The sequence below is a fragment of the Streptomyces sp. NBC_01618 genome, assembly GCF_045209435.1.
Lineage (GTDB): Bacteria > Actinomycetota > Actinomycetes > Streptomycetales > Streptomycetaceae > Streptomyces.
This window is the reverse complement of sequence record NZ_CP109297.1, coordinates 2,090,479-2,115,948: the sequence shown is the minus strand read 5'-3', so window position 1 is coordinate 2,115,948 and position 25,470 is coordinate 2,090,479. Positions and strand designations below refer to the sequence as shown.

General features: G+C 68.5%; 16 protein-coding genes and 8 pseudogenes. 14 read left to right on the top strand and 10 right to left on the bottom strand.

Annotation, left to right across the window (positions count from 1 at the left end; all coding sequences use genetic code 11):
* Positions 1 to 68: 68 nt before the first annotated feature.
* Entirely contained in the window at positions 69 to 980 is a 912-nt protein-coding gene (locus tag OH735_RS10000) for a Gfo/Idh/MocA family protein (RefSeq protein WP_406381029.1), read from the top strand.
* Between the two features lie 104 nt (positions 981 to 1,084).
* On the opposite strand, the gene OH735_RS09995 is transcribed toward OH735_RS10000, so the two are convergent.
* A complete protein-coding gene (locus tag OH735_RS09995; RefSeq protein ID WP_406381028.1) occupies positions 1,085 to 1,444 on the bottom strand; it encodes an arsenate reductase family protein in 360 nt (119 codons plus the stop codon).
* A gap of 120 nt (positions 1,445 to 1,564) precedes the next feature.
* Between OH735_RS09995 and OH735_RS09990 the strand changes: the two genes are divergently transcribed.
* Positions 1,565 to 1,834 (top strand): hypothetical protein, encoded by a 270-nt coding sequence (locus tag OH735_RS09990; RefSeq protein WP_406381027.1) that lies wholly within the window; start codon positions 1,565 to 1,567, stop codon positions 1,832 to 1,834.
* 225 nt (positions 1,835 to 2,059) lie between these two features.
* Here the strand turns inward: OH735_RS09990 and OH735_RS09985 are convergent.
* Positions 2,060 to 2,275, bottom strand: a pseudogene (locus OH735_RS09985) (carboxyl transferase domain-containing protein); the annotation flags it as partial.
* 995 nt (positions 2,276 to 3,270) lie between these two features.
* On the opposite strand from OH735_RS09985, the pseudogene OH735_RS09980 reads away from it, so the two are divergent.
* The 7 genes and pseudogenes from OH735_RS09980 to OH735_RS09950 all read left to right on the top strand — a co-directional run.
* Positions 3,271 to 5,241: pseudogene (locus OH735_RS09980) on the top strand (beta-N-acetylhexosaminidase family protein); the annotation flags it as partial.
* Positions 5,233 to 5,673 carry a discoidin domain-containing protein gene (locus tag OH735_RS09975; RefSeq protein ID WP_406386495.1) on the top strand — a complete coding sequence of 147 codons (441 nt, stop codon included), beginning with the start codon at positions 5,233 to 5,235 and terminating at the stop codon, positions 5,671 to 5,673. The pseudogene OH735_RS09980 and the gene OH735_RS09975, both read left to right, overlap by 9 nt.
* Positions 5,674 to 5,724: 51 nt before the next feature.
* Positions 5,725 to 5,868 (top strand): annotated as a pseudogene (locus OH735_RS09970) (BTAD domain-containing putative transcriptional regulator); the annotation flags it as partial.
* Positions 5,869 to 5,884: 16 nt separating this feature from the next.
* Positions 5,885 to 6,274: pseudogene (locus tag OH735_RS09965) on the top strand (AAA family ATPase); the annotation flags it as partial.
* A 1,128-nt stretch (positions 6,275 to 7,402) separates the two neighbouring features.
* On the top strand, positions 7,403 to 8,146 hold the full coding sequence (locus OH735_RS09960) for an SAVMC3_10250 family protein (protein WP_406381026.1): 744 nt from the start codon (positions 7,403 to 7,405) through the stop codon (positions 8,144 to 8,146).
* 64 nt (positions 8,147 to 8,210) lie between these two features.
* A complete protein-coding gene (locus OH735_RS09955; protein WP_406381025.1) occupies positions 8,211 to 10,349 on the top strand; it encodes an AIPR family protein in 2,139 nt (712 codons plus the stop codon).
* Positions 10,327 to 11,691, top strand: a complete 1,365-nt coding sequence (locus OH735_RS09950; RefSeq protein WP_406381024.1) for a serine/threonine-protein kinase — start codon at positions 10,327 to 10,329, stop codon at positions 11,689 to 11,691. Before OH735_RS09955 ends, OH735_RS09950 begins: the two co-directional genes overlap by 23 nt.
* Before the next feature lie 174 nt (positions 11,692 to 11,865).
* Here OH735_RS09950 and OH735_RS09945 read toward each other — a convergent pair.
* Positions 11,866 to 13,372 (bottom strand): annotated as a pseudogene (locus OH735_RS09945) (ISL3 family transposase).
* Between the two features lie 100 nt (positions 13,373 to 13,472).
* Between OH735_RS09945 and OH735_RS09940 the strand changes: the two are divergent.
* The 3 pseudogenes from OH735_RS09940 to OH735_RS09930 form a co-directional block, all read left to right on the top strand.
* Positions 13,473 to 14,150 (top strand): annotated as a pseudogene (locus tag OH735_RS09940) (aminoglycoside phosphotransferase family protein); the annotation flags it as partial.
* A gap of 1 nt (position 14,151) precedes the next feature.
* Positions 14,152 to 14,810, top strand: a pseudogene (locus OH735_RS09935) (class I SAM-dependent methyltransferase).
* 35 nt (positions 14,811 to 14,845) lie between these two features.
* Positions 14,846 to 15,370 (top strand): annotated as a pseudogene (locus OH735_RS09930) (HAD domain-containing protein); the annotation flags it as partial.
* 74 nt (positions 15,371 to 15,444) lie between these two features.
* Here the strand turns inward: OH735_RS09930 and OH735_RS09925 are convergent.
* From OH735_RS09925 to glnA, 3 genes are all read right to left on the bottom strand, one after another.
* Entirely contained in the window at positions 15,445 to 16,779 is a 1,335-nt protein-coding gene (locus OH735_RS09925; protein WP_406381023.1) for a DUF4241 domain-containing protein, read from the bottom strand.
* An 88-nt stretch (positions 16,780 to 16,867) separates the two neighbouring features.
* Positions 16,868 to 17,566, bottom strand: a complete 699-nt coding sequence (locus OH735_RS09920; protein WP_406381022.1) for a hypothetical protein — start codon at positions 17,564 to 17,566, stop codon at positions 16,868 to 16,870.
* Positions 17,567 to 17,967: 401 nt separating this feature from the next.
* Complete coding sequence (gene glnA / locus OH735_RS09915) at positions 17,968 to 19,377, bottom strand: type I glutamate--ammonia ligase (protein ID WP_406381021.1); 1,410 nt, start codon at positions 19,375 to 19,377, stop codon at positions 17,968 to 17,970.
* Between the two features lie 255 nt (positions 19,378 to 19,632).
* Here glnA and OH735_RS09910 point away from each other — a divergent pair, with 255 nt between their 5' ends.
* Positions 19,633 to 20,100 (top strand): RDD family protein, encoded by a 468-nt coding sequence (locus OH735_RS09910; RefSeq protein ID WP_406381020.1) that lies wholly within the window; start codon positions 19,633 to 19,635, stop codon positions 20,098 to 20,100.
* Between the two features lie 100 nt (positions 20,101 to 20,200).
* On the opposite strand, the gene OH735_RS09905 is transcribed toward OH735_RS09910, so the two are convergent.
* The 4 genes from OH735_RS09905 to lipB all read right to left on the bottom strand — a co-directional run bounded on the left by OH735_RS09905 (position 20,201) and on the right by lipB (position 23,368).
* On the bottom strand, positions 20,201 to 20,908 hold the full coding sequence (locus tag OH735_RS09905) for a DUF4191 domain-containing protein (RefSeq protein WP_406381019.1): 708 nt from the start codon (positions 20,906 to 20,908) through the stop codon (positions 20,201 to 20,203).
* A 19-nt stretch (positions 20,909 to 20,927) separates the two neighbouring features.
* Complete coding sequence (locus tag OH735_RS09900; protein ID WP_406381018.1) at positions 20,928 to 21,128, bottom strand: hypothetical protein; 201 nt, start codon at positions 21,126 to 21,128, stop codon at positions 20,928 to 20,930.
* 329 nt (positions 21,129 to 21,457) lie between these two features.
* Positions 21,458 to 22,423: a lipoyl synthase gene (gene lipA / locus OH735_RS09895; RefSeq protein WP_406381017.1), complete on the bottom strand. Its 966-nt coding sequence runs from the start codon at positions 22,421 to 22,423 to the stop codon at positions 21,458 to 21,460.
* A gap of 132 nt (positions 22,424 to 22,555) precedes the next feature.
* Entirely contained in the window at positions 22,556 to 23,368 is an 813-nt protein-coding gene (lipB, locus tag OH735_RS09890; RefSeq protein ID WP_406381016.1) for a lipoyl(octanoyl) transferase LipB, read from the bottom strand.
* 263 nt (positions 23,369 to 23,631) lie between these two features.
* On the opposite strand from lipB, the gene OH735_RS09885 reads away from it, so the two are divergent.
* Positions 23,632 to 25,395 (top strand): regulator, encoded by a 1,764-nt coding sequence (locus tag OH735_RS09885; RefSeq protein WP_406381015.1) that lies wholly within the window; start codon positions 23,632 to 23,634, stop codon positions 25,393 to 25,395.
* Positions 25,396 to 25,470 lie beyond the last annotated feature (75 nt).

The following is a 25,470-nucleotide window of genomic DNA, read 5'->3' as shown; positions in this document are numbered from 1 at the left end:
TGCACCATTGCCGTGCGCAGCGCCGGATCAATACGGGAGCGGCCCGGTGAAACCGGCAGACTTGGGCCATGACGACACTTCCCGCGACCTCCCTGCGTATCGGCCTCGTCGGTGCGGGCCCCTGGGCCCGGAACACCCAGGCCCCCGCCCTCGCAGCCCACCCCGGCGTCGCGCTGAGCGGTGTGTGGGGCAGGCGGCCCGAAGCCGCGAACGCGCTGGCCGCCGCCCACGGCACCACGGCGTACACCGGCGAGGCGGGCATCGACGAGCTCTTCGCGGCCAGCGACGCGATCGCGTTCGCCGTGCCGCCGGACGTCCAGGCCCCGCTCGCCGCCCGCGCCGCCGCCACCGGCCGCCATCTGCTGCTGGACAAACCGGTCGCGACCACCGTGGCGGCGGCCCGCGAGGTCGCCCGGGCCGCGAAGCAGACGGGGGCCGCTTCCATCGTCTTCTGCACCCTGCGCTTCGCGGCCGAGACAGCCGACTGGGTCACCGAACAGGCCGCCGTGGACGGCTGGTTCACCGCCCGCGCCGAGTGGATCGGGGCGCTGTTCGCCCCCGGCGCGACCAACGAGTACGCGGCCTCGCCCTGGCGCCGCGAGAAGGGCGGCCTGTGGGACGTCGGTCCGCACGTCCTGTCGGTCCTGATCCCGGTCCTGGGCGACGTCACACAACTGACCGCGGCGCGCGGCCCGTCCGACACCACCCACCTGATCCTCCGCCACACCTCCGGCGCCTCCAGCACGGTGACGCTCGCGCTGGGCGCCCCGGTCGGCGCGGTCGGCACGGAGATCGAGTTCAGGGGCGAAGAAGGAACCGTCGCACTGCCGCGGTGGAGCGATCCGGTCGGCTCCTTCCGGGCAGCGGTGGACGCCTTGATCCACTCGGTACGCACGGGGGAGCCGCACCCCTGCGACGTGCGGTTCGGCCTGCGTCTGACGGAGCTGTTGGCCGAGGCGGAGGCGCAGGCGGGGGAGTAGGCGGGGGAGCGGACCCGAGGGAGTACGCGCGGGCGCGTCCCTGCGGACGGGCGCCGGGGCGCACGCGTACAGAAGCGGCGTACGCGTGCGCCCCGGCGACGTGTTCAGCGCTTCATGGCGTCTCGTACCGCCTCGTCCGTGCGCGCCACGACGGCGGTCCCGTCGTCGGTCGTGATGATAGGTCGCTGGATCAGCTTGGGATGCCCGGCGAGCGCCGAGATCCACCGCTCCCGTGAACCGGCTTCGCGCGGCCACTCCTTGAGCCCGAGCTCCTTCGCCTCCGCCTCCTGCGTCCGCGCGATGTCCCACGGCTCCAGCCCGAGCCGGTCGAGCACCGCCCGGATCTCGTCCGGCGACGGCACGTCCTCCAGGTAGCGGCGGACGGTGTAATCGGCACCCTCCGCGTCGAGCAGTTCCATCGCGCCGCGGCACTTGGAACAGGCGGGATTGATCCAGATCTCCATGGGGCCAACGGTACGGGAAGGACGTCCGGAAAGCCCCTCCGGCCAGCGACGATTGTCAGTGGTGGGCCGTAAAATAGAGGGAGTTCGTGAGGGTTCCACGACCGTGCCAGGAGGTTGCCCATGGCCGTTGCCGCAGTCACGACCCAGCCGCTCCACAAGCCCCTGCGGAAGAAGCCGCTCCCCGCGGGCCGGCCCCGCGAGTGGTACGTCAACCACAACCGCCGCCTGAAGGCCATGCGCCTGGCGATCGCCCTGCTCGACACGGGCGTCTACTACCCGTCGACCGCGACCAACGACAAGATACGCACGATCGCCGAGCGCATCGGCATCCACCCGCCGTCCGACACGACCTGCCGCATGGTCCGCGCCCTGATCCGCTACGGCCGCTGACCGCTGACCGTCGCCTGCTCATGGCCCGAAGCCTGTGCCCCCGAGCCCCGGGGGCACAGGCGCGTGCGCACGGACCCGGCCCGGAAGCCACCGCGGGTGCGGTGCCACAGGCCCCCGATTCCGGGACCCCCGTCCTACGCGGTGCGCCATGCCGGATGGGGACGGGCGGGCCAGGCAGTGGCCGGCAGCCCCGCGGCGGGGCGGGTCCACAGGGCGGCCGGGGGGCTCGGCGCCCATCACCGCGATCTCGTTGCCGGGCCAGGCCAGCGAGATGTCCGTGCCGATGGACCGGGAGTCCATGACGATGTACGCACCGCCGTAGGCCTTGCGCAGGATCAGCTGGACGCGCGGCACGGTCGCGTTGCAGTACGCGTAGAGCAGCTTGGCACCGTGCCGGATGATGCCGCCGTGCTCCTGGTCGACGCCGGGCAGGCGAGCCGGACCTGGTCGAGTTGCTCGACCTCCTCCTGCTCGACCTCCTCGGCGGTGAGCCGGTGCGCCAGCCCGAGGGGGCAGGCGTACCACCGACTGGGTCGAGATCGACGATGGTTTGCGCCCGTAACTTTTCGCCGCGTCGGGATCAAGGCTGGTGGATCGGCGGTGTCCCACTCCTGCCGGTAGGCGCCGGCGGGTGGGGCTGTCGCGTCGACTTGAGCTTGAGCCAGGCCGGTTCGCGGATTTTCCCTTCCAGCCGGCCCGGTGTGAAGCATGTGCGGCCGACGTCGACCATCAGGCCGCGCTGTGTGTACGCGGGCCAGTCGGTGATGCGGCCGCTCAGCTCGCCTTTTGGGGGAGGACTTGGAGCCAGGCGAGGGTGCAGTGGAAGACCCCGGCCGCGGAGCCGCCGGTGATCGCGTGACATCATCGGCCGTCTCGACGCGATACGTCTCGGGGGACGCCGAACCGGGCGCCCGGCCGAGCTGGAGGCCAGGTCGTGAGGCGCGGGGCGTGGCTTCACCACGATCTGCGGCGACCGGTCCAGATGGCCCTCCTGGACCAACTCGGCCGCCGGTGTGCGAGCTTCGTCGCGCAGCCGCCCGGCGGAGCCCGGCACCAGGACTATGCGGATGGCGGGGCCCGGCCGCCGGCGCCCCGCCGCCGCGACATCGCGTACGGCCGGGATCGTGGGTGGCGCGAACGTGTCCCCGGCCCCGGATGCGTACCCTGCGGGACGCCTCACCTCGGCGGCCGCCCGAGCGGCCCCCGACGCCGCTGAGCAGGGCGGACGTGGTGGGCGCGCCGCATGCTGGGGCCGACCTGCGGTTGATCACAGAGCTCTCCCCTTCATCGTGTTCGCCTTGGACTCCGTGGTTGGCTCCAGCGAAACGTAGCGACTCAAGTGGTCTAATCCAATAGGTCGGACCTGTTGACAGTGAACTGACCTTCAGAAGTAACCTTTTGTGGTCGTTGCGGTCTAGACCACCTTGGAGATCTTCATGGCAAGACGCAGGATCGCTGCTGGAATGTTTGCAATAGCAAGTGCCATGGTGCTCGGGGTGCTGCCGCAAGCCGCCAGTGCCCAGTCGACCCCGGACGCGGCCTCGGCCGACGCCGGCCTCCTGCCGCCGGTTTCCCCCACCCCGCAGTCCATCTCCCGCGCCGGACGCGACGCGACCGTAACGGGCCGGGTGCTCGTGGTCGCGGACGACCACACGGACGCGGCCGCCCGTGACCGGCTGATCCGCGAACTGAAGAAGCACGGCGCCGCGCGCGTCGATGTCGTCGCCCCCGGCGAAGCCCCCTCGGCGGCAGCAGGGTTGCTCACCATCAGGCTTGGATCCGCCGAACGCCCGGACATCGCACACGCGCTGGGTGACACTGCCGTCGCCGACCACGCCGAGGGTTACGCCCTGCGCGTGTCGGGACAGGCCCCGTACCAGCAGGTCGCCCTCGGAGGCACGGACGCGGCGGGCCAGTTCTACGCGGTGCAGACACTGCGTCAGCTCTTCCAACGCCAGGGCGACGACTGGCAGGTGGCGGGCGCACAAGCGAGCGACTACCCCTCGATGCCACTGCGCGGCACCATCGAGGGCTTCTACGGCCAGCCCTGGACGCACGCCGAACGGCTCGACCAGATGGACTTCTACGGCGACGTCAAGGCCAACACCTACATCTACGCGCCCAAGGACGACCCCTACCACCGTGACAAGTGGCGCGAGCCCTATTCCGCCGACAAGCTCGCCGAACTGGGCGAGCTGGTGAACCGGGCCACCGCGAACCACGTCCGCTTCACCTTCGCCGTCTCACCCGGCGGATCGGTCTGCTACTCCAACCCCGACGACCGTAAGGCCCTCAAGGCCAAGCTCCAGGCCCTCTACGACCTGGGCACCCGGTCCTTCTCGATCCCGCTGGACGACATCAGCTACACCAGGTGGAACTGCGCGGCCGACCAGGCGGCGTATGGCCAGCCGGGGCGCACCGCGGCGGCGAAGGCCCAGGTCGACCTGCTCAACGACCTCCAGCGGAACTTCATCGCCACCCATGAGGGCGCCCGGCCGCTGCAGATGGTGCCGACCGAGTACGGCGACCTCACCGACACCAGCTACAAGCAGACGATGCGGGCCACCCTGGACCCGGCGGTCGTCGTCATGTGGACCGGTACCGACGTCGTACCGCCCGCGATCACCAACGAGCAGGCCGACGGCGCCTCGAAGCTCTTCGGCCGCGAGGTCTTCGTCTGGGACAACTACCCGGTCAACGACTACGGCAACACCAGCGGCCGGCTGCTGCTCGCCCCGTACGACAAGCGCGAGGCGGGACTCTCCGAGCATCTCTCGGGAATCGTCGCGAACCCGATGAACCAGCCGTACGCGAGCAAGATCGCGGTCTTCGGCACCGCGGACTTCACCTGGAACGACAAGGCGTACGACGCGAAGGCGAACTGGGCGCGCGCCATGGCCTACCTCGCGGGCGGTGACCGCCGGGCCACCGACGCGCTGCTCGTCTTCGCCGACCTGGAACACCTGGCCCCGACCTTCGGCACCACCCCCTGGCAGTCCCAGGCGCCGGAACTCGCCAGCCGGGTAGCCGAGTTCTGGAAGGCATGGGACGCGGGCGACCACACCGGTTCTGTCGAGGCGCTGCGCACCTACGCGCAGGAGATCGAGGACGCCCCGGCCGCCATCCGCGCCGGATCGGTGGAGCAGGGCTTCGTCGCCGACGCCAAGCCCTGGCTGGACGCCGCCCGGCTGTGGGGCATGTCGATGGTGAAGACACTGGACGCGCTCGCAGCCCGGCAGGCCGGTGACAAGGAGAAGGCCGAGGCGCTGCTCGCCGACTCCGAGGCTCTGCAGAAGCAGGCCCGGGCCGTACGCGTCGATCCGGCGCGCAACGCCTGGGGCAAGGTCCAGCCCAAGGTCGGCGACGGGGTACTCGACTCCTTCCTCGTCCAGGCGGACATCCGGCTTCAGCTGTGGGATGCCGCGGGCGGCTCGGAGAACCTCGCGCTGAAGGGCACGGCGAGCGCATCCAGCGTCGAGCAGAACCTCGACCGGCTCTCGGCCCGGTACGTCAACGACGGTCAGCTCGGCACCCGTTGGGCATCCGGCTACAGCGACAACGACTGGGTCCAGGTGAAGCTCGCTGCCCCCGCCGAGGTCGCAGCGGTAACCCTCGCCTGGGAGGGTGCCTGCGCGACGGAGTACCAGATCCAGACCTCCCTGGACGGGACGAACTGGAGCGAGGCGGCCACCCAGCACCCCGACAGCTGCGGCAATGACGTGATCAAGATCAACTCCGACAGTGCGGTGCAGTATGTCCGAATGCAGGGCGTCAAGCGGAAGACGACCTGGGGCTACTCGATCTACGAGATGGGTATCTACGGCTCGCCCGCGGTGTGATCCGGCGGTAGCCGCCAAAGCGTAGTCAAGAGGCAGGAGGGCGGTCCGCCCGTGGCGGACCGCCCTCGGCACCTGGTCGGCAACCCTGCCGACGAGCGGGGCCACGAGCTCCTGCTCCGCGGCCTGCTCGCCCTCGGCCGTCCCGAGCAGGCGGCGCGGCAGTACGAGATCGCCCGTCGCGCACTGCACGGCGAGCTCGGCGGTCGCCGGCGAAGCCGGGGTGGGCAAGACGTGGCTGGTTGCCGCTGCGGCGCGCGCCGCCCATCAGCGCGGGGCGATGGTGCTCTGGGCGGCCGGCCACGAGGCCGAGGGCCGGAGGCCGTACGGACTGTGGGCGGACGTGTTCGACGCCTGGCTCGCGGCCCAGTCGTCTGCCGAGCAGGCGGCCGCTGCGGTCCGCCACGACGCGCTCGCGGCGCTGGTGCCCGCCTTCGGGCCGGCCCCGGTGCGGGACGTCAGCCCGGAGGAGGAGAGAGCCCGGCTGTTCCAGTCGGTGAGCAGCCTGCTGAAGGATCTGGCTGCTGTGTCACAGGTGTCGGACGGCGCTGAAGATTTCAGTAGCGCAAGATTCTTTTCAGTGGGTTCTTCACTGCCGCACTGAAGATTTCAGCGTGCTCACGCAGCGTGACGGCGTCGCCCAGTGCAGCGTCATGCCACCCACCCTCGTCTCACGCCTGGCATGCAGCCAGTTCCACCACCGTCACGCCCGAAGGCGCCCCGACTCGAGTCGACGGACCCCATGCGCCCGCGCCGCAGGGATACGTACAGCCGGGTGTCGCCGTACCGCGACTGATATGCGGCTATGACTCTGGGCCGGCCGCTGGGGGCCTTCGCTGCGACCGAAGGGGCTGCCTCGGCGAGCACATGTAGAGGTGGTTCGGCATCGGGCCCCGCGGCGAGCCCCGAACGGCCGTCAAGGGCAGGTGCGACTGCGCCGCTTTGCACTCCTCGGCCTTCGCGGACTACCAACGCATCTCTTCGCCGGCGGCACGCCTTAAGGGAGGGCATCATCGCCCGCCTTGTCCTGACGACGTTCCCCCCGAAGCCAGCGCCACGCGGCCCGTACAGAGCCGGCAAGTTCGGGAACTGGCCTGAAGAGGGACGTAAGCAACGTCGCGACGAGGCTGAGCAAACCGAAGAGGCCAAGCACGGACCGGGTGACGGAGTCCCAATCCACCGTTCGATGCCGTTCAGAAAGCGGTCGAACCGGCTCACAGCAGTCTCAGTCCGACCACCGAGTTGTGGTCATCACTGAGGGACTGCCGACGCTTAGCAAATCCTCATCCGCGCTGTCAGCGCCTATCCGACGGTGCCACTCCCTGAACTACCAGATGCTTCAGACGGGTTCCCTCGTTTCGGGTCCCTCTGCTCCCGGGCAACAGGGATCCGGCGTCTCGGACCGCTGCTCGGCCTTGGCAGAGGCACGCGGGTGCTCTCCCGCGCCGTGTCTGGCGCAACGTTCGTAGCAAGGTCTTGCAATGCCCTGCTCTGGTTGCGGTCAGACTTGACGTCCACTGTACCTAACGAGGCACATCTGCAGCGGAGTTCGATGTGACAGGTGCCCGAGTCCAGTACCCAACCATGAAGCGGACTTGGCTAGCCTGCGCGAGCGCAAGCAGCGTCACCACCAGAGGACCTGACCTTCACGTAGACAGCTCGCTGACGACAGGAACATGGCAGCATGGCGCACAAAGGAGCGGTACCGTAAACAGAGCAACTGGGGGGGCCAGTGCGCCAGGTTGTCTACTTGTCCGAGGGAAAGTTGAATGAGTTCCTCCCGGAACCTCGCCGCGCTCTCCCAACCGTCAAGCTGCACGCTGGAGTATCCGCCGCCGGGATCAACGTCGAGACGCCCGCGCCGGACAACGCTCGGGATCTACGGCGCCACCTGGAACGGGTGGAGAAGGAGATGGGTCTTCACACGGTCTGGTACACGGAACCGGATCTCACCCCAGGCCGCTGGGTCCAGTTCGAGGCACCGCTAAACTGGGTCACGCTCCGGGGCCGGCACCAGGATCTCGTGCTGTTCGTGGATCCGACCCCAGACTCAGCGTCGCCTCATGAGCCCGGTGCCAACCGTCGACTGCTGCTGCATGGCTCCGCCCGACACCTGCTCGGTCGCCCGCCCATCCAGGTCGACGGGCCAGAATTGACCGGCCTCGAAGGCAACGGCCACAGTGCCGGCACACGCTTCGTCACCAACGCTGGCCAAGTCATCAATGCGCTGGCTCACGCTCAGGACCCACTCGAAGCGGGCAGCGGGGCCCCCGAGGGGAATCCATCCGTGCCCCCAACGTCCGTGCGGCGCAGTGGTATCCGTGATCTGCTTGCGGCTGTGGACGCCGAGAGCAGCGAAGTCAGCACCCACGCCCTGATGATCGGCTACGCCCGAGTTAGCGCGCTACTACCCGAGACCGACACCGAGATGGGCTGCCTGGTGGCTAGCCCACTCATTGTGGAATACGCGAACTAGCTCAGCCTGACGGCGGTACGAACGTAGGCCGCGTGTCACAAAACCACCCTGGAGGGAGGCCACCGTGGAAGATCGAAACGACACACCTCAGGACCTACCGGTGCAGGTACGCCAGGTACGTCAGGCACTGACCCACGAGTTCGCCAACCTCCTGGACCTGACCGACGTATCCAACCTCTCTCAGGAACAACAAGAGAGGGTTTTCCTCAGTCGCGCGCTGGCCGCGAAGGCAGTGCAACTGGTCGCGGGATGTACGGCAGCGGAGGCGGCAAATTCCGTCACCGATGGGGCCCATGATAACGGTATCGACGCCGTTATGGTCTCATCGGACACGGCTGAAATCTGGTTGACTCAGGCACGTTGGAGCAACGACGGAAGAGCCCGCTTTGACAGCGCATCCATATTGCAGCTGCTTCACGGCCTGAGGCGGCTTGTCAATTTTCGATACGACCGATTTAATGCAAAGTTTGACCCGCTGATCGAGCAACTCAATGCTGCGCTCAAGGCGCCATCCTGCCGAATTCATTTGGTTCTCGCTGCCATCGGCGACTCCGGACTTGCTGCTGGAAGTCGAGACCTCTTGGACGAGGCGGCATCGGACTTCAACCACGAACAAGAGTTGCTGGACTTTCGATTCCTCGGCGTCGCCGACTTTCATTCTGCGGCACGACGGGGCATGGTTCCTGAGCCAGTTTCGGTAACCGCCACGCTGTCCGACGGCTGGCACATGAACTCCACCCCTTACCAGACCTATCTCGGCACGGTGCGCGCAGACGAACTCGCTAATTGGTACGAGGAGCACGGTCGACAGCTCTTCGACCAAAACGTTCGCTATCCATTGGGCTTGACCAATGCCAACCTCGCCGTCATCGAGAGTCTTCTGAATAACCCTGATGAGTTCTGGTACTTCAACAACGGCGTCACGGTGTTGTGTGACTCCGTACGAGCCCACTACTTTGCCAGACGCGCGGTCGGCCAGCCCGCACGGCTAGAACTGGTCAATGCCCGAGTCGTCAACGGCGCCCAGTCAGTCGCTTCCATCCATCACGCTAACGGACGGGATCCCGAAGCGGTCATGGAAGCGCGCGTCTCGCTCCGAGTCATCTGTTTGGACGGTGCCCCGGCTGACCTGGCTCAGAGGATCACGCAAGCCACCAATACGCAGAATCATGTCGAGCCACGAGATTTCGCCGCGCTCGATCCTCAGCAGATCCTCATCCGTCAGGATTTCGCTCTGTCCCTCGGCAAGATATACGTCCTCAAACGCGGTGAGCTCGAGCCTGCGCCCGCCGCAGGATGCACCGTGGTTGAGGCGGCATTTGCTCTGGCCTGCGCCTACCCCGACGCTGCCGTGGTCGCCCGCCTCTGGCGGGACAGCAGCATTTTGTGGAGCCAAGGCCCGCGCGGGATCTACACCCAGCTCTTTGGCAGCCCCCCGACTGCACTGCAAATCTGGCGGTCAGTCGGGCTCATGCGCGGAGTCCGCGATGCGCTAGCGACTCTGACGGCTGGCCTTGAAGGCCGCGACCAGATGGTCGCCGACCGAGCTGATTTACTCATCACCCACATCGCCTTCCAACTGGTCGGCAACGATGGCATAGATGAACCAGGCGACGAGTGGGATGCCAGACAGCAGGCAACGCTCAAGCGGACCGAAGAACTTCTGTTGGGGCTGATTGAACAACTGGCTGCCGAGTATGGCCAATTCGCTCTACTCGCACGCATCCTCCGCGATGAGGAGCGCTGCCGTCGCCTGGCATCGAGCGTGCTGGAGTCCCTGACAAATGGCGGGAACCAAGAGCTTCCCCGCTCAGTGCAGCCAGCTCGCCGGCGACGCCCGAACGCCGTTCCCTTGCTGATTCAATACGGCCGCCTCGAAGATGGGACGCAGTTGGTCTATCGACCGAACAGCGCCCCTGAACGTGAAGCACTCCACGAGTGGCTCGGCGAGGCCCCAGAGCGGTATCTGGCCTCCTGGGTTAACGACGCCCGAAAGCCTCTGGTCTGGGCTGTAGACGGGCAGCGCTATTCGCCGACCGGTTTGGTGCTCCGGATCTGGGAGCTGGCTCACTGGGCCGACCATCCAGCGGCAGTGGCCGGTACGAGAAACTGGTATGTGCCGGGCGAAGGCACACTAGCCAGCCTTGCAAGCGAGCTGTTGGCCGATGACGAAATAGCGAGTGACGGTCCTGGTGCGAAGTGACGCCCGCGTCCTCAATGAGCGCTATGAGATGCGCCAGCGAATCGGTGGCGGTGCCATGGGAGAAGTGTGGCTAGCATACGACTCCGAAGCACGTCGCTCTGTCGCCGTCAAGTTGATCCACCGGGAGCTACTAGTTTCGCACGCTCCAGAGGAGGCGATTCAGCGCTTCGAACGAGAGGCGGAGTTGCTCGCACGACTGCGGCACCCTGGCATCCCGGAATTCCTTGACGCCCACCTGGGCCTCGGGGCAGACGAGCCTTACCTCGTGATGGAGCTTGTCCTTGGGCAGGATCTGACGGAAATCGTCGGCGGCAGAGGAACCCTGTCTGAGGACGAGGTGGTGTCCATCGCCGTTCAGATTTGTCATGTCCTCGAGTACACTCATGCAATTCCGGTTGTCCACCGGGACCTCAAGCCAGCGAACATCATGTTGACGGGCTATCAGCGAGTGATGATTCTTGATTTTGGCGTAGCCAGGATGTTCAGGGCGGACCACGCGCGATTGACCCAGCATGACAGGGTGCTAGGGACGGTTGCATATATGCCTCCTGAGCAGTGCGAAGGACGCGATGTCAATCCGCGCAGCGATCTGTACTCTCTTTCTTGCTTGCTGTACGAACTTCTAACAGGCGTTCCGACATTCACTGGCAACGCTGCCAGGGTCATGTACCACCACCAGTACCATGCACCCATTTCGATCAGCGTGCTGCGCCCCGGGGTCAACCCGGCGCTGGAGTCCGTAATCATGGCTGGATTGGCGAAGCGGGCTATTGATCGGCCGGCGACAGCTCGTGAGTTTCGTGAACGAATTAGCTCACAGCCGTTGAAATTCGAGGAATATGACACTCCTCCCTCGAACCTTCCAATCCAAACCTGGAACGTGCACAGCCCAAGCCATGGTGTGGCCGAACCTGTTCCGCTACAGGTGCGGGTCGTGCAAGCCCAGGCGCTCTTCGACGAGGGTCTGATTGCGCAGTCCATGCCGATGTTCGCCAGCCTCGTGCGAGAGTTGGAAGAACTCGGCTCAGAGTATGCCGCCGAGGCCGCGAAGTGCCGCTTCAGCCATGCGCGATGTCAGGCGCACCTTGGACTTCAGCAAGATGCACTGAAGGGCATGCAATCGCTCGCGGAACAACTGCGCCTGTGTAGTGAACCTGATGATCGGCTTCTGCTCGAAGTTCGTTTCCAGATAGGGAAGTTACTACTTGACTTGGGGGACCAACACGGTCTTAGCGAGTTCGCAGAGGTTTATACGATCTTGACCGCGGTTGGTCGCCCAGGGGACGCACAGATGATCGTGGAGGTGCGTACGGCACTGGCCCGAGCCGCCTCGTTCGGCTAGTACTCCAGCAGGACTTTGCTGTCTGACCTGCGGGTTTCGCTGGGCGGCTGGAGTGTAGCGTCGCTTCGATTGTGCGGGGGCGGTCTCACGGAGACCGCCCCTCGATCGTGCGACAACGCGGGTCTGTACGGTGATCGGCTCTGCTCCGTAGTCGGTGGTGACGGTGCGTTCTCCTTATTGCAGGAGGATGCGGTGACGGAGGAGGTCGAATCCTGCTCGGCCGTGCATCTGCCGCATGATCTTCTTGGTTCGGGTATTGACGCCTTCTGTCCGGCCGTTGTGGTGGGGCAGGGTGAGGCCGGCGTTCACGGCGGCGCGGTCGAGTTCGAGGCCGTTGCAGAAGCTGTGCAGGTGGGGCAGGCCGGCGGTGCGGACCGTGGCGATCCACTGGGTGAGCTTGTCGTCGTTGGCCTGGGCCGGGGCCAGGAGCGCGGCGAACTCGCCGGTGAGCCGGGCGAGTGCGGTCATCTCCGGGCACGCTGCGGTGAGGAGGCCGAGCAGGTCGGTGTCTCTGGTCCACAGGTGCTCGGGGTGGGTGAGCAGGAGCCGGGCGAGGCGGCGGGGGGTCGTCACAGGACGGTCGCCTTCGGCGCGGCCCTGATTGAGGTAGCGGACCAGCAGGTTGGCGCTGCCGGTATAGCCCAGTTCCCTGATCTCGTGCAGGAGGTGCGTGACGGGAACAGCCGGGTTGTCGGACCGGCGCCGGCGCAGGTGGTCGCGGTAGGGGTCGACCAGGGTGGGCCGGTAGCGGGGGGGCGATGCGATCCGCGGGCGGTTCGGGGATGCGGGCGTAGCGCTTGACGGTGTTCAGGGCGAGGTTCAGTCTGCGGGAGCAGTCGAGCAGGCCGACGCCGGAGTCGAGGAGGGCGTGGACTTTGTGCCAGCGCTCGCGGGTGGTCTGCTCGCGGACGCCGCCGGGCCGGGGCGGGTTGACGGCGGCCCAGCAGGGAGCGTGGGCGCGGACCTCGGCCAGGACTTTGCCGCAAAGGTTCCGCCACAGATGCCAGCGGTCGCTGACCTGCACCGCGTCAGGCAGGGCCCGGCGGATCGCCTCGGCGTAGGTGGCCGAGCCGTCCCGGCACACGACTTCGATCCCTTTCTTCCCTCGCAGCCATGCCTCCAATGTGGCGGCTTCGCGGTCGGGCAGGACATCGAGGCGCTCGCCTGTTTCGGCGTCGATGACGATCGTGGCGTAGCGGTGACGGCGGCGCAGGGCGAAGTCATCGACCCCGATCACCCGCGGGATCCGCACCGCCGGCGGGGGGATTCCCCGCAGCACCCGCAGGGCGGTGGCGAACGAGACGGGCACGGCCAGTATCCGGGTGAGCCGGGCGGCCGCCCGGCCGCATAACTCCTTGACCACCCCCGAGACCTGGCTGGTCAGACGCGTGGTCCGGCGCTGAAGGCGCTCGATCAGCCCAGGGACCTGCTCGCGGAAGGTCTGCCGCCGGCAGCCCAGGACTGGGCAGACCAGACGTCGTACCCGGACATTGACCACGACCCGGCGGCCATCGACCGGCACATCCGCAACCGTCCGGACGTGGTATCCGTGCACCTTCCCCGTCGGTACCCCGCACATCGGGCAGGGAAAGGGAACATCCCTGGTCCGGGCCAAGACCCGGATCACCTCGTCGTCGTCCGCCACATCATCGATGACCAGTGCCGATAGCCCTGAAAACACCGTTGCCACAAGGGAGTTGGCATCTCGCATACAACGTCAACGACGCTCGTTACCTGCCGTCACCACCGACTACGGAACAGAGCCACTCGCTGGACACACCCCCGTCCTGGACGGCTGGCTCGGCATGCTCATGGAGGACCTCGGACCGTCTGTCCGGGAGGCCGACGACCTCGACGGCGTCGCTGCGGCCGTGGTCCTGCACGGAACCCGTACGGCTCCTCCCTTGCCCGTCCTCGACCAGGACCGGCTGCGGACGCTGCCGGCCCGGGCGCTGGAGCATCTCGAACGGCTGCGCAAGGCCGACCGGTGGCAGGACGCCGACGACGTCGAGGACGCACTCGGCAGGATCGCCCAAGCCGCCGAGGTCCGCTCGGTCGGAGCGACGCTGGCACCGTTCGGCTGGGTGCACTCCGAGTTCCACCCCACCAGCCTCCACATCGGCGAGCGCGGGTGGCGACTGCTCGACTTCGCCCGCGCCTTCACCGGCCCCGGCCTGCTCGATCTCGCCAGCTGGCACGGCACGATCGAGCCCCCGCACTCCGTGCGCCTGCGCGTCTTCCTGGAGCAGTACGTCACCGCCGGCGGCACCCCCGACGCCCTCGCCCCGCGCGGCGGACTCACCGCCGAGAACTGGGCCCTGGGCTGGCATCGCATGTGGGCCGTCGAGTGGTTCATGGAGCAGTCCATCCGCTGGATCAACGACCCGGCCACTGACCCCGCCTACCTCAAGGCCGTCCGCCGCCACCTCACCGACGTCCTCCACCTCCTGGAGATCTGACGTGCTCGCCCAGGCTTCCCCGTGGCACGCCCACGCCCTCCAGCGCACCGCAGCCGGACTCGCCGAACCCCTGTCCGTGCCTGCGCGGATGGAGTGGACCACGAGGCCGGGCCAAGGGCCCGGAGCCGAGATCCTCGGCCCCGACCTGCGCAACAAGCGGCTCCTGGGACACGGCTGCGGCCCCGGTCACAACGCCGCCCACCTCGCCACCCGCCACGGGGCTCACGTCACCGGGGTCGACTTGGTCGGCCTGCAGGTCCGCCGTGCCCACTCCCACTACGGACGGCTGAACAACCTCACCTTCGTCGCCGGCCACGCCCTGCACTACCTGCAAGCCTCCGACGAGCAGTTCGACGCGATCTACTCCGTCTTCGGCGCCGTCGGTCTCGTAGCCCCGAGCTCCTGCTGCCAGCCCTCGCCCAGCGACTTACGTCCGGCCGGGTGCTCGCCTTCTCCATCCCCCACCCGCAGCGCGGCGGCCGAAGCCCATCCGGCGACGACCGGACCCGGCTCCCCATCGCCCGCTGGGAGTTCTCCACCGAACGGTGGGAGAAGCACCTCAGCCAGGCGGGTTTCTGGCTCACCTCTGCTCACGAGTTCCACGACCCCCGCATGGGCCACTGGCCCACCACCCTGCTGATCCGCGCTCGCAAGCTCTGACAGCCATTTCGCCCCGGCTTCCCCTGGAGGAACCGATGCGCCCGCCCTACCTGCTCCTCGACATCGACGGCGTCCTCATACCCTTCCCCGACGCGGACGGCTCGACCCCGGCCACCCACGCCCGCCACGACGTCGTCCCCACCGGCCGGAGCGCCGACAACCCGGTCACCGTCTGGCTCGACCCCGACCACGGCCGCCTACTCATGGACGTGATCCGTACCGGCCTGGTCACCCCCGTCTGGTGCACCAGCTGGCGACAGGACGCCACCACCTTGATCGGGCCGCTCCTCGGCGTCCCGCATCTGCCGCACGTCGACCTGCCGCGTCCCCAGATCACCACCAGCCACCCCAACGGCTACCTGTGGAAGCGCGACCACGTCGACGCCTGGCTGGGCGACGCCCCCGTTGTGTGGATCAACGACGACTTCACCAGCCTCGACCACGCCTGGGCCGCAGAGCGCACCACCCGCGGCGCGGCCACCCTCCTGATCCAACCTGGCCCCCGTACCGGGCTCCAGGCTGAACATCTGGCCGAGGCCCGAGCGTGGGCCGGGCGGCTGGTCCCGGGCCTGGCAGAGGGGCAGGCCCGGGCAGGGGCTTCGGGGCTGCTCCGTTGTCCAGTTGCGAGGCCGACTCAAGCCGGCGCCGCCTCCGCTCCGTCGGCGCTGTCGTCCTGGAGCACCGTCGGCATCCCCTCCACAAGCACCACCACCTCCACCACATCCCCGTCTGTGGAGCGCCCCACCCACACTGGGTAGGTACCGTCGCCGGTCGTCGCGAAGGCCACCAGCTCGCCGCCGGAAGCTTTGTCCTGAGTACGCAGGAGGTACATGGAGTCAGGGATGTCCTCCCCGGCACCCGGCTCCCCCCGGACAAGGTGCCGCTCGAAGAGCCGGTGGAGCGACTCCCAGGCACCGGCATCGGCGAAGCATCCGGTCGCACCGTCGGTGTCGAAGCCGAAGATTTCGTTCTCCCCGAGCAGCCTGGGGTCGTCATCCGGCCCAAGGCCCATCTCCCACGACGAGGCGGAGGTCTCGCTGATGCGCAGCCGAACTGCCGTGGTGTCCGTACGGGTGACCCAGCCCTGGCTCCACTCACAGTCGTAGCCGACGCGGACCTGCGCTTCTTCGAGTACGTACTCCCCCGGCGGGACGGGGACCATGATGGCGGGCCCGTCGTCGGATAGGTTGTCCGGTCCGGATATGGCCAGCAGGCCGCTCGGCACGCGCAGGGTTCCGGTCCGGCGCGGCTCCACGACGGTCATCTCGGGGTGGTAGCCGTCGGTCATACGCGTTCCGGGCCGGAACAGCGCGTCGAGCGGCCCGGGCTGCGCGGGACGGGGTGGTCGCCAGCAGGTGGCAGGGGCTTCGGACGCGTCGTCGGACGCGTCCGCCGCGCCTGCGCCTGAGGCGACTGCCGCCGCCTGGAGCACCACCGGTCCCGGCAACCTCCGCCAGAGGGCGGCGACCACCGGCCAGTCTTCGAACCGGGGGCGGACCTGCCAACGCCGTATATCGGCGTCGGGCACCGTGACGAGTTTCCGCCCGCGCGCGCCTCGGGGCTCCTGCGTAATCGAGCCCCTGCCGTCCGGGAACAGCTCCATGGCGGAGTGGGGGCACTCGTCGTCGAACTCCGCCATTTCCGGGCCGGTGTACTGCCACTTGCGCGTACGTCGGCTGAGCAGCCGACTCTGATCGTCCAGCAGCCGCAGGTCCAGCTCGTCGGTGCGACGGCCCTGGTCGTCGTAGAGCCACAGGCCGACGTAGTGGTCCCGCCAGGAAACCAGCCGGACCTCCAGCGGAACCTCCCGCCCCGGGATCTGGTACACCACGACGTACGGCAGCCCCGCGGCATCACGCTCCCGCGCTGCCTCGGTGGTCAGGGGCCGCCACGGCGCGCGAGCCTCCAGATCCCACGCCAGCGCGTACGCCACCTCGACGACCGTACCCGGTCCCTGTTCCCCGCCCATACGGCCACCGTCCGTTCTGCCTGACTCTCACGCACACGGTAGACACCGCCACTGACAACGGCGATGCGGGGCCGGATGCCGGACTGGCTCAGCGCCATCGCGCTGTCGCCACGTGAGACGTGACGACGTGGCTGTTCGTCACGAGGCAACCATGCCGGACGCGGCTCATGACAACGGTGCGGCTCGGTGACCTATTGGGCCTCGGGCGGGTGGCCGCGCAGTACGGGGAGGAAACGCACACCCCGGCGAAGCCGTCACATAATGTCCACCACAACCCACAACCCACAACCCGTGAATAAAGCCGCGCTGCGCCGAGCGAAACCGAGGCAGCCTGACGCGCGGGGCAGCAGGGTCGATGCCCCCACGACCTGTGGCGAGGGCACCCGACCGGGATCAGCGGCGCCGACCTCGTTCCCCGGGCCTCATGGCCACTGGTGTGGCCGGAGGGTGTGGTGTGGCGGACAAGCGCGGCGACGGCCACAATCAACCGCCCCAGCAGTGCGAACCATGTGCCGAGGATGGTCGTCGCGGCCACAGCATTCAGCGCGGGCGGCGTGTCCGCCTCGGTCTCCCACCGGTTTCGGTCGCGCATCAGCCGCCGCGCGAAGTCGACAGCGAGCGCGAGCCACGCGAAGGCGGCGAGGACGAGCAGAATCCGGGAGAGTGCCTCCTGCCCGACCAAGTGCAGCCCGATGGAGACGATCCCGGTCGCCATCACTGTTGTTCCCGCTGCCGGGGGCAGCTCCACCCACCAGCCGGCCAGCCCGTCCCGCGCACGATCACCCATCCCCTCACGTTGGGCCGCGGTGGGGCGAGCCGCAACCAAGACGCCCTGCGGGCCTACGTCAAGCACAGCCTCGCGAACCTCACCAGCGTCGCCCCGGACCGACTCGCCACGCCCGTCCGCAACCGAGTCAAGTACCACCCCACCCGGCCCGTTACTAGGAGACCAAGAAGGCTGAGGTCGCACACGGAGCCTGGACAAACCAGCGAGGGCCGTTACCCCGACGATGGGGTAGCGGCCCTCGCTGTTGTTTCTGGCATCAAGTCAGAGAATTGGCCGGGCGGTGCACACTCGGTGCACAAGGGGGCGGAAAGCATACGGTGACAGTGAGAACTGCTGAGAAGAGCTTTCGCAGGTCACAGTCTGATCGCGGGACTTCCGGCCAGGTTGCTCGACTCCGTCCTTTAGAGGTCGAAGTACAGCTCGAACTCGTGCGGGTGCGGGCGCAGCTGGATCGGGGCGATCTCGTTGGTGCGCTTGTAGTCGATCCACGTCTCGATCAGGTCGGACGTGAAGACGCCGCCGGCCTGCAGGTACTCGTTGTCCGCCTCCAGCGCCTCCAGGACGGCCGGGAGGGAGGTCGGGACCTGCTGGACGGTCGCGTGCTCCTCGGGAGCCAGCTCGTACAGGTCCTTGTCGATCGGCTCGGCGGGCTCGATCTTGTTCTTGATGCCGTCGAGGCCTGCCATCAGCAGGGCGGAGAAGGCGAGGTACGGGTTGGACGACGGGTCCGGCGCGCGGAACTCGACGCGCTTGGCCTTCGGGTTGGAGCCCGTGATCGGGATACGCATCGCGGCGGAACGGTTGCGCTGCGAGTACACCATGTTGACCGGGGCCTCGAAGCCGGGGACCAGGCGGTGGTACGAGTTCACCGTCGGGTTGGTGAAGGCCAGCAGCGACGGAGCGTGCTTGAGGATGCCGCCGATGTAGTAGCGGGCCATGTCCGAGAGGCCCGCGTAGCCCTGCTCGTCGTAGAACAGCGGGTCGCCGCCGGCCCACAGGGACTGGTGGACGTGCATGCCCGAGCCGTTGTCGCCGAAGATCGGCTTCGGCATGAACGTCGCGGTCTTGTTGTTGCGCCAGGCGACGTTCTTCACGATGTACTTGAAGAGCATCAGGTCGTCGGCCGCGGCGAGCAGCGTGTTGAACTTGTAGTTGATCTCCGCCTGGCCGGCGGTGCCGACCTCGTGGTGCTGGCGCTCGATCTGGAGACCGCTCTTCTCCAGCTCCAGGGACATCTCGGCACGCAGGTCGGCGAAGTGGTCGACCGGCGGGACCGGGAAGTAGCCGCCCTTGTAGCGGACCTTGTACCCGCGGTTGTCCTCGCGGGCGCCGGTGTTCCAGGCGCCGGCCTCCGAGTCGATGTGGTAGAAGCTCTCGTTCGACGACGTCTGGAAGCGGACGCTGTCGAAGACGTAGAACTCGGCCTCGGGACCGAAGTACGCGGTGTCGGCGATGCCGGTGGAGGCGAGGTACGCCTCGGCCTTCCTGGCCACGTTCCGCGGGTCACGGCTGTACTGCTCGCCGGTGATCGGGTCGTGGATGAAGAAGTTGATGTTGACGGTCTTGTCGCGGCGGAACGGGTCGACACGGGCGGTCGACAGGTCCGCGCGCAGCGCCATGTCGGACTCGTGGATGGCCTGGAAACCGCGGATCGACGAGCCGTCGAAGGCAAGCTCGTCGGCCGGGTCGAAGGTCGCCGCCGGCACCGTGACGTGCTGCATCACGCCGGGCAGGTCACAGAACCGGACATCGATGAACTTGACGTCTTCGTCGGCGATGAACTTCTTCGCGTCGTCGGCGTTCTGGAACATCCAACTCCTCCTACTCCCGGCCCGGGAGGGACGGGGTTGCAGCTCGTGGTGCGGCCAGTACGGTGGCCCACGCTGGGGCCGACCTTAGGCAGGCCGGATTTCTCAAGCATGACCCATTTGTTTCGCAGAAGTTAACCGAGCCGGGCACGCGCGGCACGTCGAGACCGGTTCGGACCCCTCGTCCGGCCCGCTCGGAAGCCCGCGGCGGCCACCCCGCCCGGCGGGCAGTGGGGCGCGGCGCAGTACCGTGTTCGGGTGGACACTAGGCAAGCAATCGGATCGTGGCTCTCGGGGCCGCGCGCGACCGCCGAGGACATGGGCGTCGAGTTCGGCCACCGGGGCAAGCGGCTCGGGCTGCCCGAGCACGGGCCGGGATCCGTGGCGACGTTCGGCCGGCGCCTCGGCGCGCTCTTCATCGACTGGGCCCTGTGCATGGTGATCGCATACGGACTGTTCGCTCGCGGTGACCAGCAGTCGGCGGGAAACTGGGCGCTCGGCGTCTTCCTCGTACTGGGCGTGCTCACCGTCGGGACCATCGGCTGCACGCCCGGCAAGCGCGTCCTGGGCCTCCGGGTCGTCGCCGAGAGCGGCGGCCGGCTCACGTTCGGGCGGGCGGTCGTCCGCACCGTGCTGCTGTGCCTGGCGATCCCGGCCCTGGTCTGGGACCGCGACGGCCGCGGCCTGCACGACCGGCTGGCCCGCGCGGTCCAGGTCCGCATCTGAGCGGGACCGGAACGACGAAGCGGGACCGGAACGACGAAGAGGGCGGGGCGCGAACCGGTTCGGTTCGCGCCCCGCCCTCTTCACGCGTCCAGCGGAGGCGTCAGCGCATCTTTCCGCCGCGTGGCATCCGCATGCCCTTCGGCATCGGGCCCTTGGGCAGCGGCATGTTGCTCATCAGGTCGCCCATCGCGCGCAGCCGGTCGTTGGCGGCCGTCACCTGCGGGCCGGTCAGGATGCGCGGCAGCTTCAGCATCTTCGTGCGCACCTTCTTGAGCGGCACCTGGCCCTCGTCGTTGCCGACGATGATGTCGTGCACCGGTACGTCGATCAGGATGCGCGCCATCTTCTTCTTCTCGGCCGCGAGCAGCACCTTCACCCGGTTCGGGTTGCCCTCGCCGACCAGCACGATGCCCGCCTTGCCCACGGCACGGTGGACGACGTCCTGGCTGCGGTTCATCGCGACCGCGGGGGTCGTGGTCCAGCCCCGGCCCACCCGGTCCAGCACCGCCGCCGCAGCGCCCGGCTGTCCCTCCATCTGCCCGAAGGCCGCCCGCTCGGCACGCCGTCCGAAGACGATCGCCATCGCGAGGAGGCCCAGCACGAAGCCCAGGATGCCCAGATAGATCGGGTGGCCGATCACGAAACCGACCGCGAGAAGGACACCGAAGGTGACGATTCCCACACCCGCGACGACAAGACCGATCTTGGAGTCGGTCCGCCTGGTCATCTTGTAGGTCAGGACGATCTGCTTGAGCCGCCCCGCGTTCTCGGCGCTGTCCGCGCCTTCAGTGTTTGCCTTCCTCGCCATGTACCGAAGTTTACGTGGCCTAGGAACGGCGGTCGGCCGCGGCCTCCAGTACGTACTCGGCCTCGACCCGGTCCTTGGCCCGGCGCCGGTCCTCCAGGACGGCGGTCCAGGCATTGCGGCGGGCCGTGCGCTGGCCGCTGCTCAGCAGCAGCGACTCGACGGCACGGAGGGCATTGGTGACGGAAGGGATGGCGGTGGCGCGTACCGGCACGGCCTGCATCGTGGAAATCTCCTCGGAGCGGATGTGCGGACTGAGTGGAGTGGACTCAGCTGCCCGGGCCGGCTGCCCGGGACTGCGTTGCGCGAAGTGGGTGGCGTGCGCTGGGTGCGGATAGCGGCGGTGGCAGTGGCCCTGAGAGCCACTGCGCCGTGAGTACCCAGCGTCACTGCTCGGTGTTACCAGCGCATGACCGGTCGGTCAAACACCAATGAAACCTTGATACGGGCCGAGCGCACGCCGACGCGGCCCATACGCGCCCCCGACCTGCGAGGAGCGTATGGGCCGCGTCGGATCAGTCATTACCGCCCGGTAGCTTGTTGTGCGGGGATTCACACGGCGGGCGTCGCCGCGACGGCGCCGCGCCGCTCGATCGCCTGCTGGAAAAGGCGGCCCGCGCGGTACGAGGAACGGACCAGCGGCCCGGACATCACGCCGGAGTAACCCATCTCGTCGGCCTCCTCCTTCAGCTCCACGAACTCGTGCGGCTTCACCCAGCGCTCGACCGGGTGATGGCGCACGGACGGGCGCAGGTACTGCGTGATCGTGATGAGCTCGCACCCCGCGTCGTACAGGTCCTGGAGCGCCTCGCTGACTTCCTCGCGGGTCTCGCCCATGCCGAGGATCAGGTTGGACTTGGTCACCAGACCGGCCTCGCGGGCCCGCGTGATGACCTCCAGGGAACGCTCGTAACGGAAGCCGGGACGGATCCGCTTGAAGATCCGCGGCACCGTCTCGACGTTGTGCGCGAGCACCTCGGGGCGCGCGGAGAAGACCTCGGCGAGCTGCTCGGGCACCGCGTTGAAGTCGGGGATCAGCAGCTCGACCTTGGTACGGCCGGCCTCCCGCTCCGCGGTCAGCGCGTGGATCTGGCGGACGGTCTCCGCGTACAGCCAGGCGCCGCCGTCCTCCAGGTCGTCGCGCGCGACGCCCGTGATGGTGGCGTAGTTCAGGTCCATCGTGACGACGGACTCGCCGACCCTGCGGGGCTCGTCCCGGTCCAGCGCCTGCGGCTTGCCCGTGTCGATCTGGCAGAAGTCGCAACGCCGGGTGCACTGGTCGCCGCCGATGAGGAACGTGGCCTCGCGGTCCTCCCAGCACTCGAAGATGTTGGGGCAGCCGGCCTCCTGGCACACCGTGTGCAGGCCCTCGCTCTTCACGAGCTTCTGCAGCTGGTTGTACTCGGGGCCCATCTTCGCCCGGGTCTTGATCCACTCGGGCTTGCGCTCGATGGGGGTCTGGCTGTTTCGGACCTCGAGGCGCAGCATCTTGCGCCCGTCGGGTGCGACAGCGGACACTCCGGCACTCCCCTTTGCTTTCGCTGCATTGGATTCTTCGGCGAACACCAGGGTACGCCTGTAGTTCAATCGGTTTTACGTCCGGCCAACCTGTGGCCGGCAGGGCCTATTCCCGGCCCGGTATTCAGGCCGTCATGCCGTGGCCACGGCATCCGTCGGACGTTCGATGGTGCGCGGGGCGAGCTCCGCGTTCTCCAGGACGTCCTTCAGGTGCTTCTCCACGACCGGGACCACGTCCGTGACGGTGATGTCGCGGCCCAGTTCGTACGCGAGCGACGTGACGCCCGCGTCCCGGATGCCGCACGGCACGATGCGGTCGAACCAGGTGTTGTCCGGGTTCACGTTGAACGAGAAGCCGTGCATGGTCACGCCCTTGGCCACCCGGATGCCGATCGCGGCCAGCTTGCGGTCCTCACGGCGCTGCCCGGCGTTGGACGGGGCGTACTCGGGGCCGTTCAGCCGCGCATCGAACTCCTCGTCCTGCAGCCGCGGGTCGAAGTCGAGGGAGAGGCCGCCGATCGCCGGGCGGTCCTCGACCGGGTCGCCGAGCACCCAGACGCCGCTGCGGCCCTCGACGCGGGAGGTCTCCAGGCCGAACTCGGCGGCGGTACGGATCAGCGCGTCCTCCAGCCGACGGACGTGTGCGACGACATCCACCGGCCTGGGCAGCTTCTGGATCGGGTAGCCGACCAGCTGTCCGGGGCCGTGCCAGGTGATCTTGCCGCCGCGGTCCACATCGATGACCGGGGTGCCGTCCAGCGGGCGCTCACTGTCGGTCGTGCGCCGCCCGGCCGTGTAGACGGGCGGGTGTTCCAGGAGCAGACAGGTGTCCGGGACGGTGTCCTCGAATCTGGCCGCGTGCACCTCGCGCTGCTTCTGCCAGGCCTCCTGGTAGTCGACGGCTTCCTCGCCGAATCCCAGCCGGACGAACCGAAGCTCGGTCACGACAGATGCCTCCCTACTCGCGGTGCCGGGAGCCGGGGGTGCCCGGAGCCACGTCACCATGCACTGAATCACGCCCCGGCCACTGTACGACCGGGTCCCGGTCGGCGGCCCGGCAGGTCGATCCCGTCAGCGCCACCCACAATCCTCACACGATCGGATGAAAGTGAAGTGAAGGTGGCTGAGGCTGCGGCAGAGGCCGCTAAATTCGCGCCGTTCCATTAGGGCTGCCCGCCCGGCCCCGAAGGCAGGAGACCGTACAGCTGATGTCGGAACGACCTCCGCAGCGCACCCCCAACCGCCGACTCGCCTCGCTCATCTCCGAGGCCGGTTTCTCCAACGCCGGCCTTGCCCGAAGAGTGGACCAACTCGGCCTGGAACACGGCCTCGACCTGCGATACGACAAGACGTCCGTGACCCGCTGGCTGCGCGGTCAGCAGCCGCGCGGGACGACCCCCGCGCTGATCGCCGAGGTCTTCACCCGCCGGCTCGGGCGCCGTTTCTCCGCGCAGGACCTGGGCCTCGACGCGTGCGCCCCCGTCTACGCGGGCCTGGAGTTCGCGGCCACGCCCACCGAGGCGATCGACATCGTCAGCGGACTGTGGCGGAAGGACTCGGGCAGCCATGCGGAGCTGCGCAAGATCGCCTTCACCCCGGCCGGTCTCGTCGTCCCCAGCCGGGACTGGCTGATCGGCCGGGCCGACGAGTGGGTGGGGCGGGGGAACGACGCCTCGCCACCGGTGCCGGGCGGGGGCTCTGGGGCCGCTGGTGTCCGTGCGGCGGGTGGTACTCATGCCGCTGGTGGTGCTCATGCGGCTGGTGGGCTCGGCAGGGCTGCCGGGGCCACGGGGGCCATTGAGGTCGGTGGTGCGGGGCGGACCGGTGGGCCCGGCGGGGCGCGCGGGATCGGAGCGCAGGGGTTACACGGCTCGCACGGCGCGCACTGGCCCGGCGGCAGTGCGCACGGCGGTACGGGAGCGGCCGGCGCCGGCGGCCGCAACGGGGTCCGTGGGCCCGCGCCGTCCCGGCCTTCGGGACCGTCCGCACCTCCCGGATCCCCCACACCCCCGACCGCCCCCGCCGCCCCCGGCGTCCCCCGGCAGCGCCAGTCCGACCGCGGCTCCGGCCAGCGAGTCGGCCTCGGAGACGTCGCCGCCCTGCGCTCGGTCGCCGAGCTCTTCCGCACCCTCGACAACGCCTACGGCGGCGGCCACGCCCGGCAGGCCCTCGTCCGGTATCTGGAGCACGAGGCGGAACCGATGCTGCGCGGGACGTACGGGGAGGCCATCGGGCGCCGGCTCTTCTCCGCCGCGGCCGAGCTGACCCGGCTGGCGGGCTGGACCTCGTACGACATCGCGGCCCACGGCCTGGCCCAGCGGTACTTCGTCCAGGCGCTGCGGCTCGCCCAGGCCGCCGGGGACCGCGCGTACGGCGCTTACGTTCTGATCACCATGAGCCGGCAGGCGGTCTACCTCGGACACGGCAGGGAAGCCGTGCAGCTGGCCCGCGTTGCCCAGCAGGGCGTCGGTTCGGCGGCGCCGCCCGTCGTCCAGGCCCTGCTGCATGCCGTCGAGGCACGGGGGCACGGGGTGCTCGGCGACGCCAGGCCCTGCACCACCTCGTTGGCCCGGGCGGAACGCGCGCTGGAGACTGCCCGTCCCGGGGACGAGGTGCCGCACTGGGCGCGGCACTTCGACGAGGCCCAGCTGGCCGACGAGTTCGGCCACTGTCACCGGGACCTGCAGCAGTACAAGGCCGCGGCGCAGTGCGCGGAGCGCTCCCTCCAGCTGCGCGCCCCGGCGTACGCCCGCAGCAGGCTGTTCTGCCGGGTGGTGCTGGCCTCCGCGCGGCTCGGGCTCGGTGAGCTCGACCAGGCGTGCCTGCTCGGCGCGGAGGCCGCCCAGCAGGCGGCCGAGATGCGGTCGGTGCGGGCGACGGAGTACGTACGGGACTTCGAGCGCCGTCTGGAGCCGTACCGGGACGCGGTCGCGGTGCGCGGATACCGGGACCGGGTCGCGGCCCTCGGGTGATCCCTCCCGCGGGACCACGGATGACGCTTCCGCGTGACTCCTGCGCGCGACAGAACGGGTGGTGGCCCGGACCGG

What these genes read in the sequence shown, in the direction of transcription:
- OH735_RS10000 (WP_406381029.1), top strand. Translation starts at nt 69, where the DNA reads ATGACGACACTTCCCGCGACCTCCCTGCGTATCGGCCTCGTCGGTGCG.
- OH735_RS09900 (WP_406381018.1), bottom strand. Translation starts at nt 21,128, where the DNA reads ATGCAGGCCGTGCCGGTACGCGCCACCGCCATCCCTTCCGTCACCAAT.
- OH735_RS09995 (WP_406381028.1), bottom strand. Translation starts at nt 1,444, where the DNA reads ATGGAGATCTGGATCAATCCCGCCTGTTCCAAGTGCCGCGGCGCGATG.
- OH735_RS09885 (WP_406381015.1), top strand. Translation starts at nt 23,632, where the DNA reads ATGTCGGAACGACCTCCGCAGCGCACCCCCAACCGCCGACTCGCCTCG.
- OH735_RS09990 (WP_406381027.1), top strand. Translation starts at nt 1,565, where the DNA reads ATGGCCGTTGCCGCAGTCACGACCCAGCCGCTCCACAAGCCCCTGCGG.
- OH735_RS09920 (WP_406381022.1), bottom strand. Translation starts at nt 17,566, where the DNA reads ATGGGTGATCGTGCGCGGGACGGGCTGGCCGGCTGGTGGGTGGAGCTG.
- OH735_RS09905 (WP_406381019.1), bottom strand. Translation starts at nt 20,908, where the DNA reads ATGGCGAGGAAGGCAAACACTGAAGGCGCGGACAGCGCCGAGAACGCG.
- OH735_RS09925 (WP_406381023.1), bottom strand. Translation starts at nt 16,779, where the DNA reads ATGGGCGGGGAACAGGGACCGGGTACGGTCGTCGAGGTGGCGTACGCG.
- glnA (WP_406381021.1), bottom strand. Translation starts at nt 19,377, where the DNA reads ATGTTCCAGAACGCCGACGACGCGAAGAAGTTCATCGCCGACGAAGAC.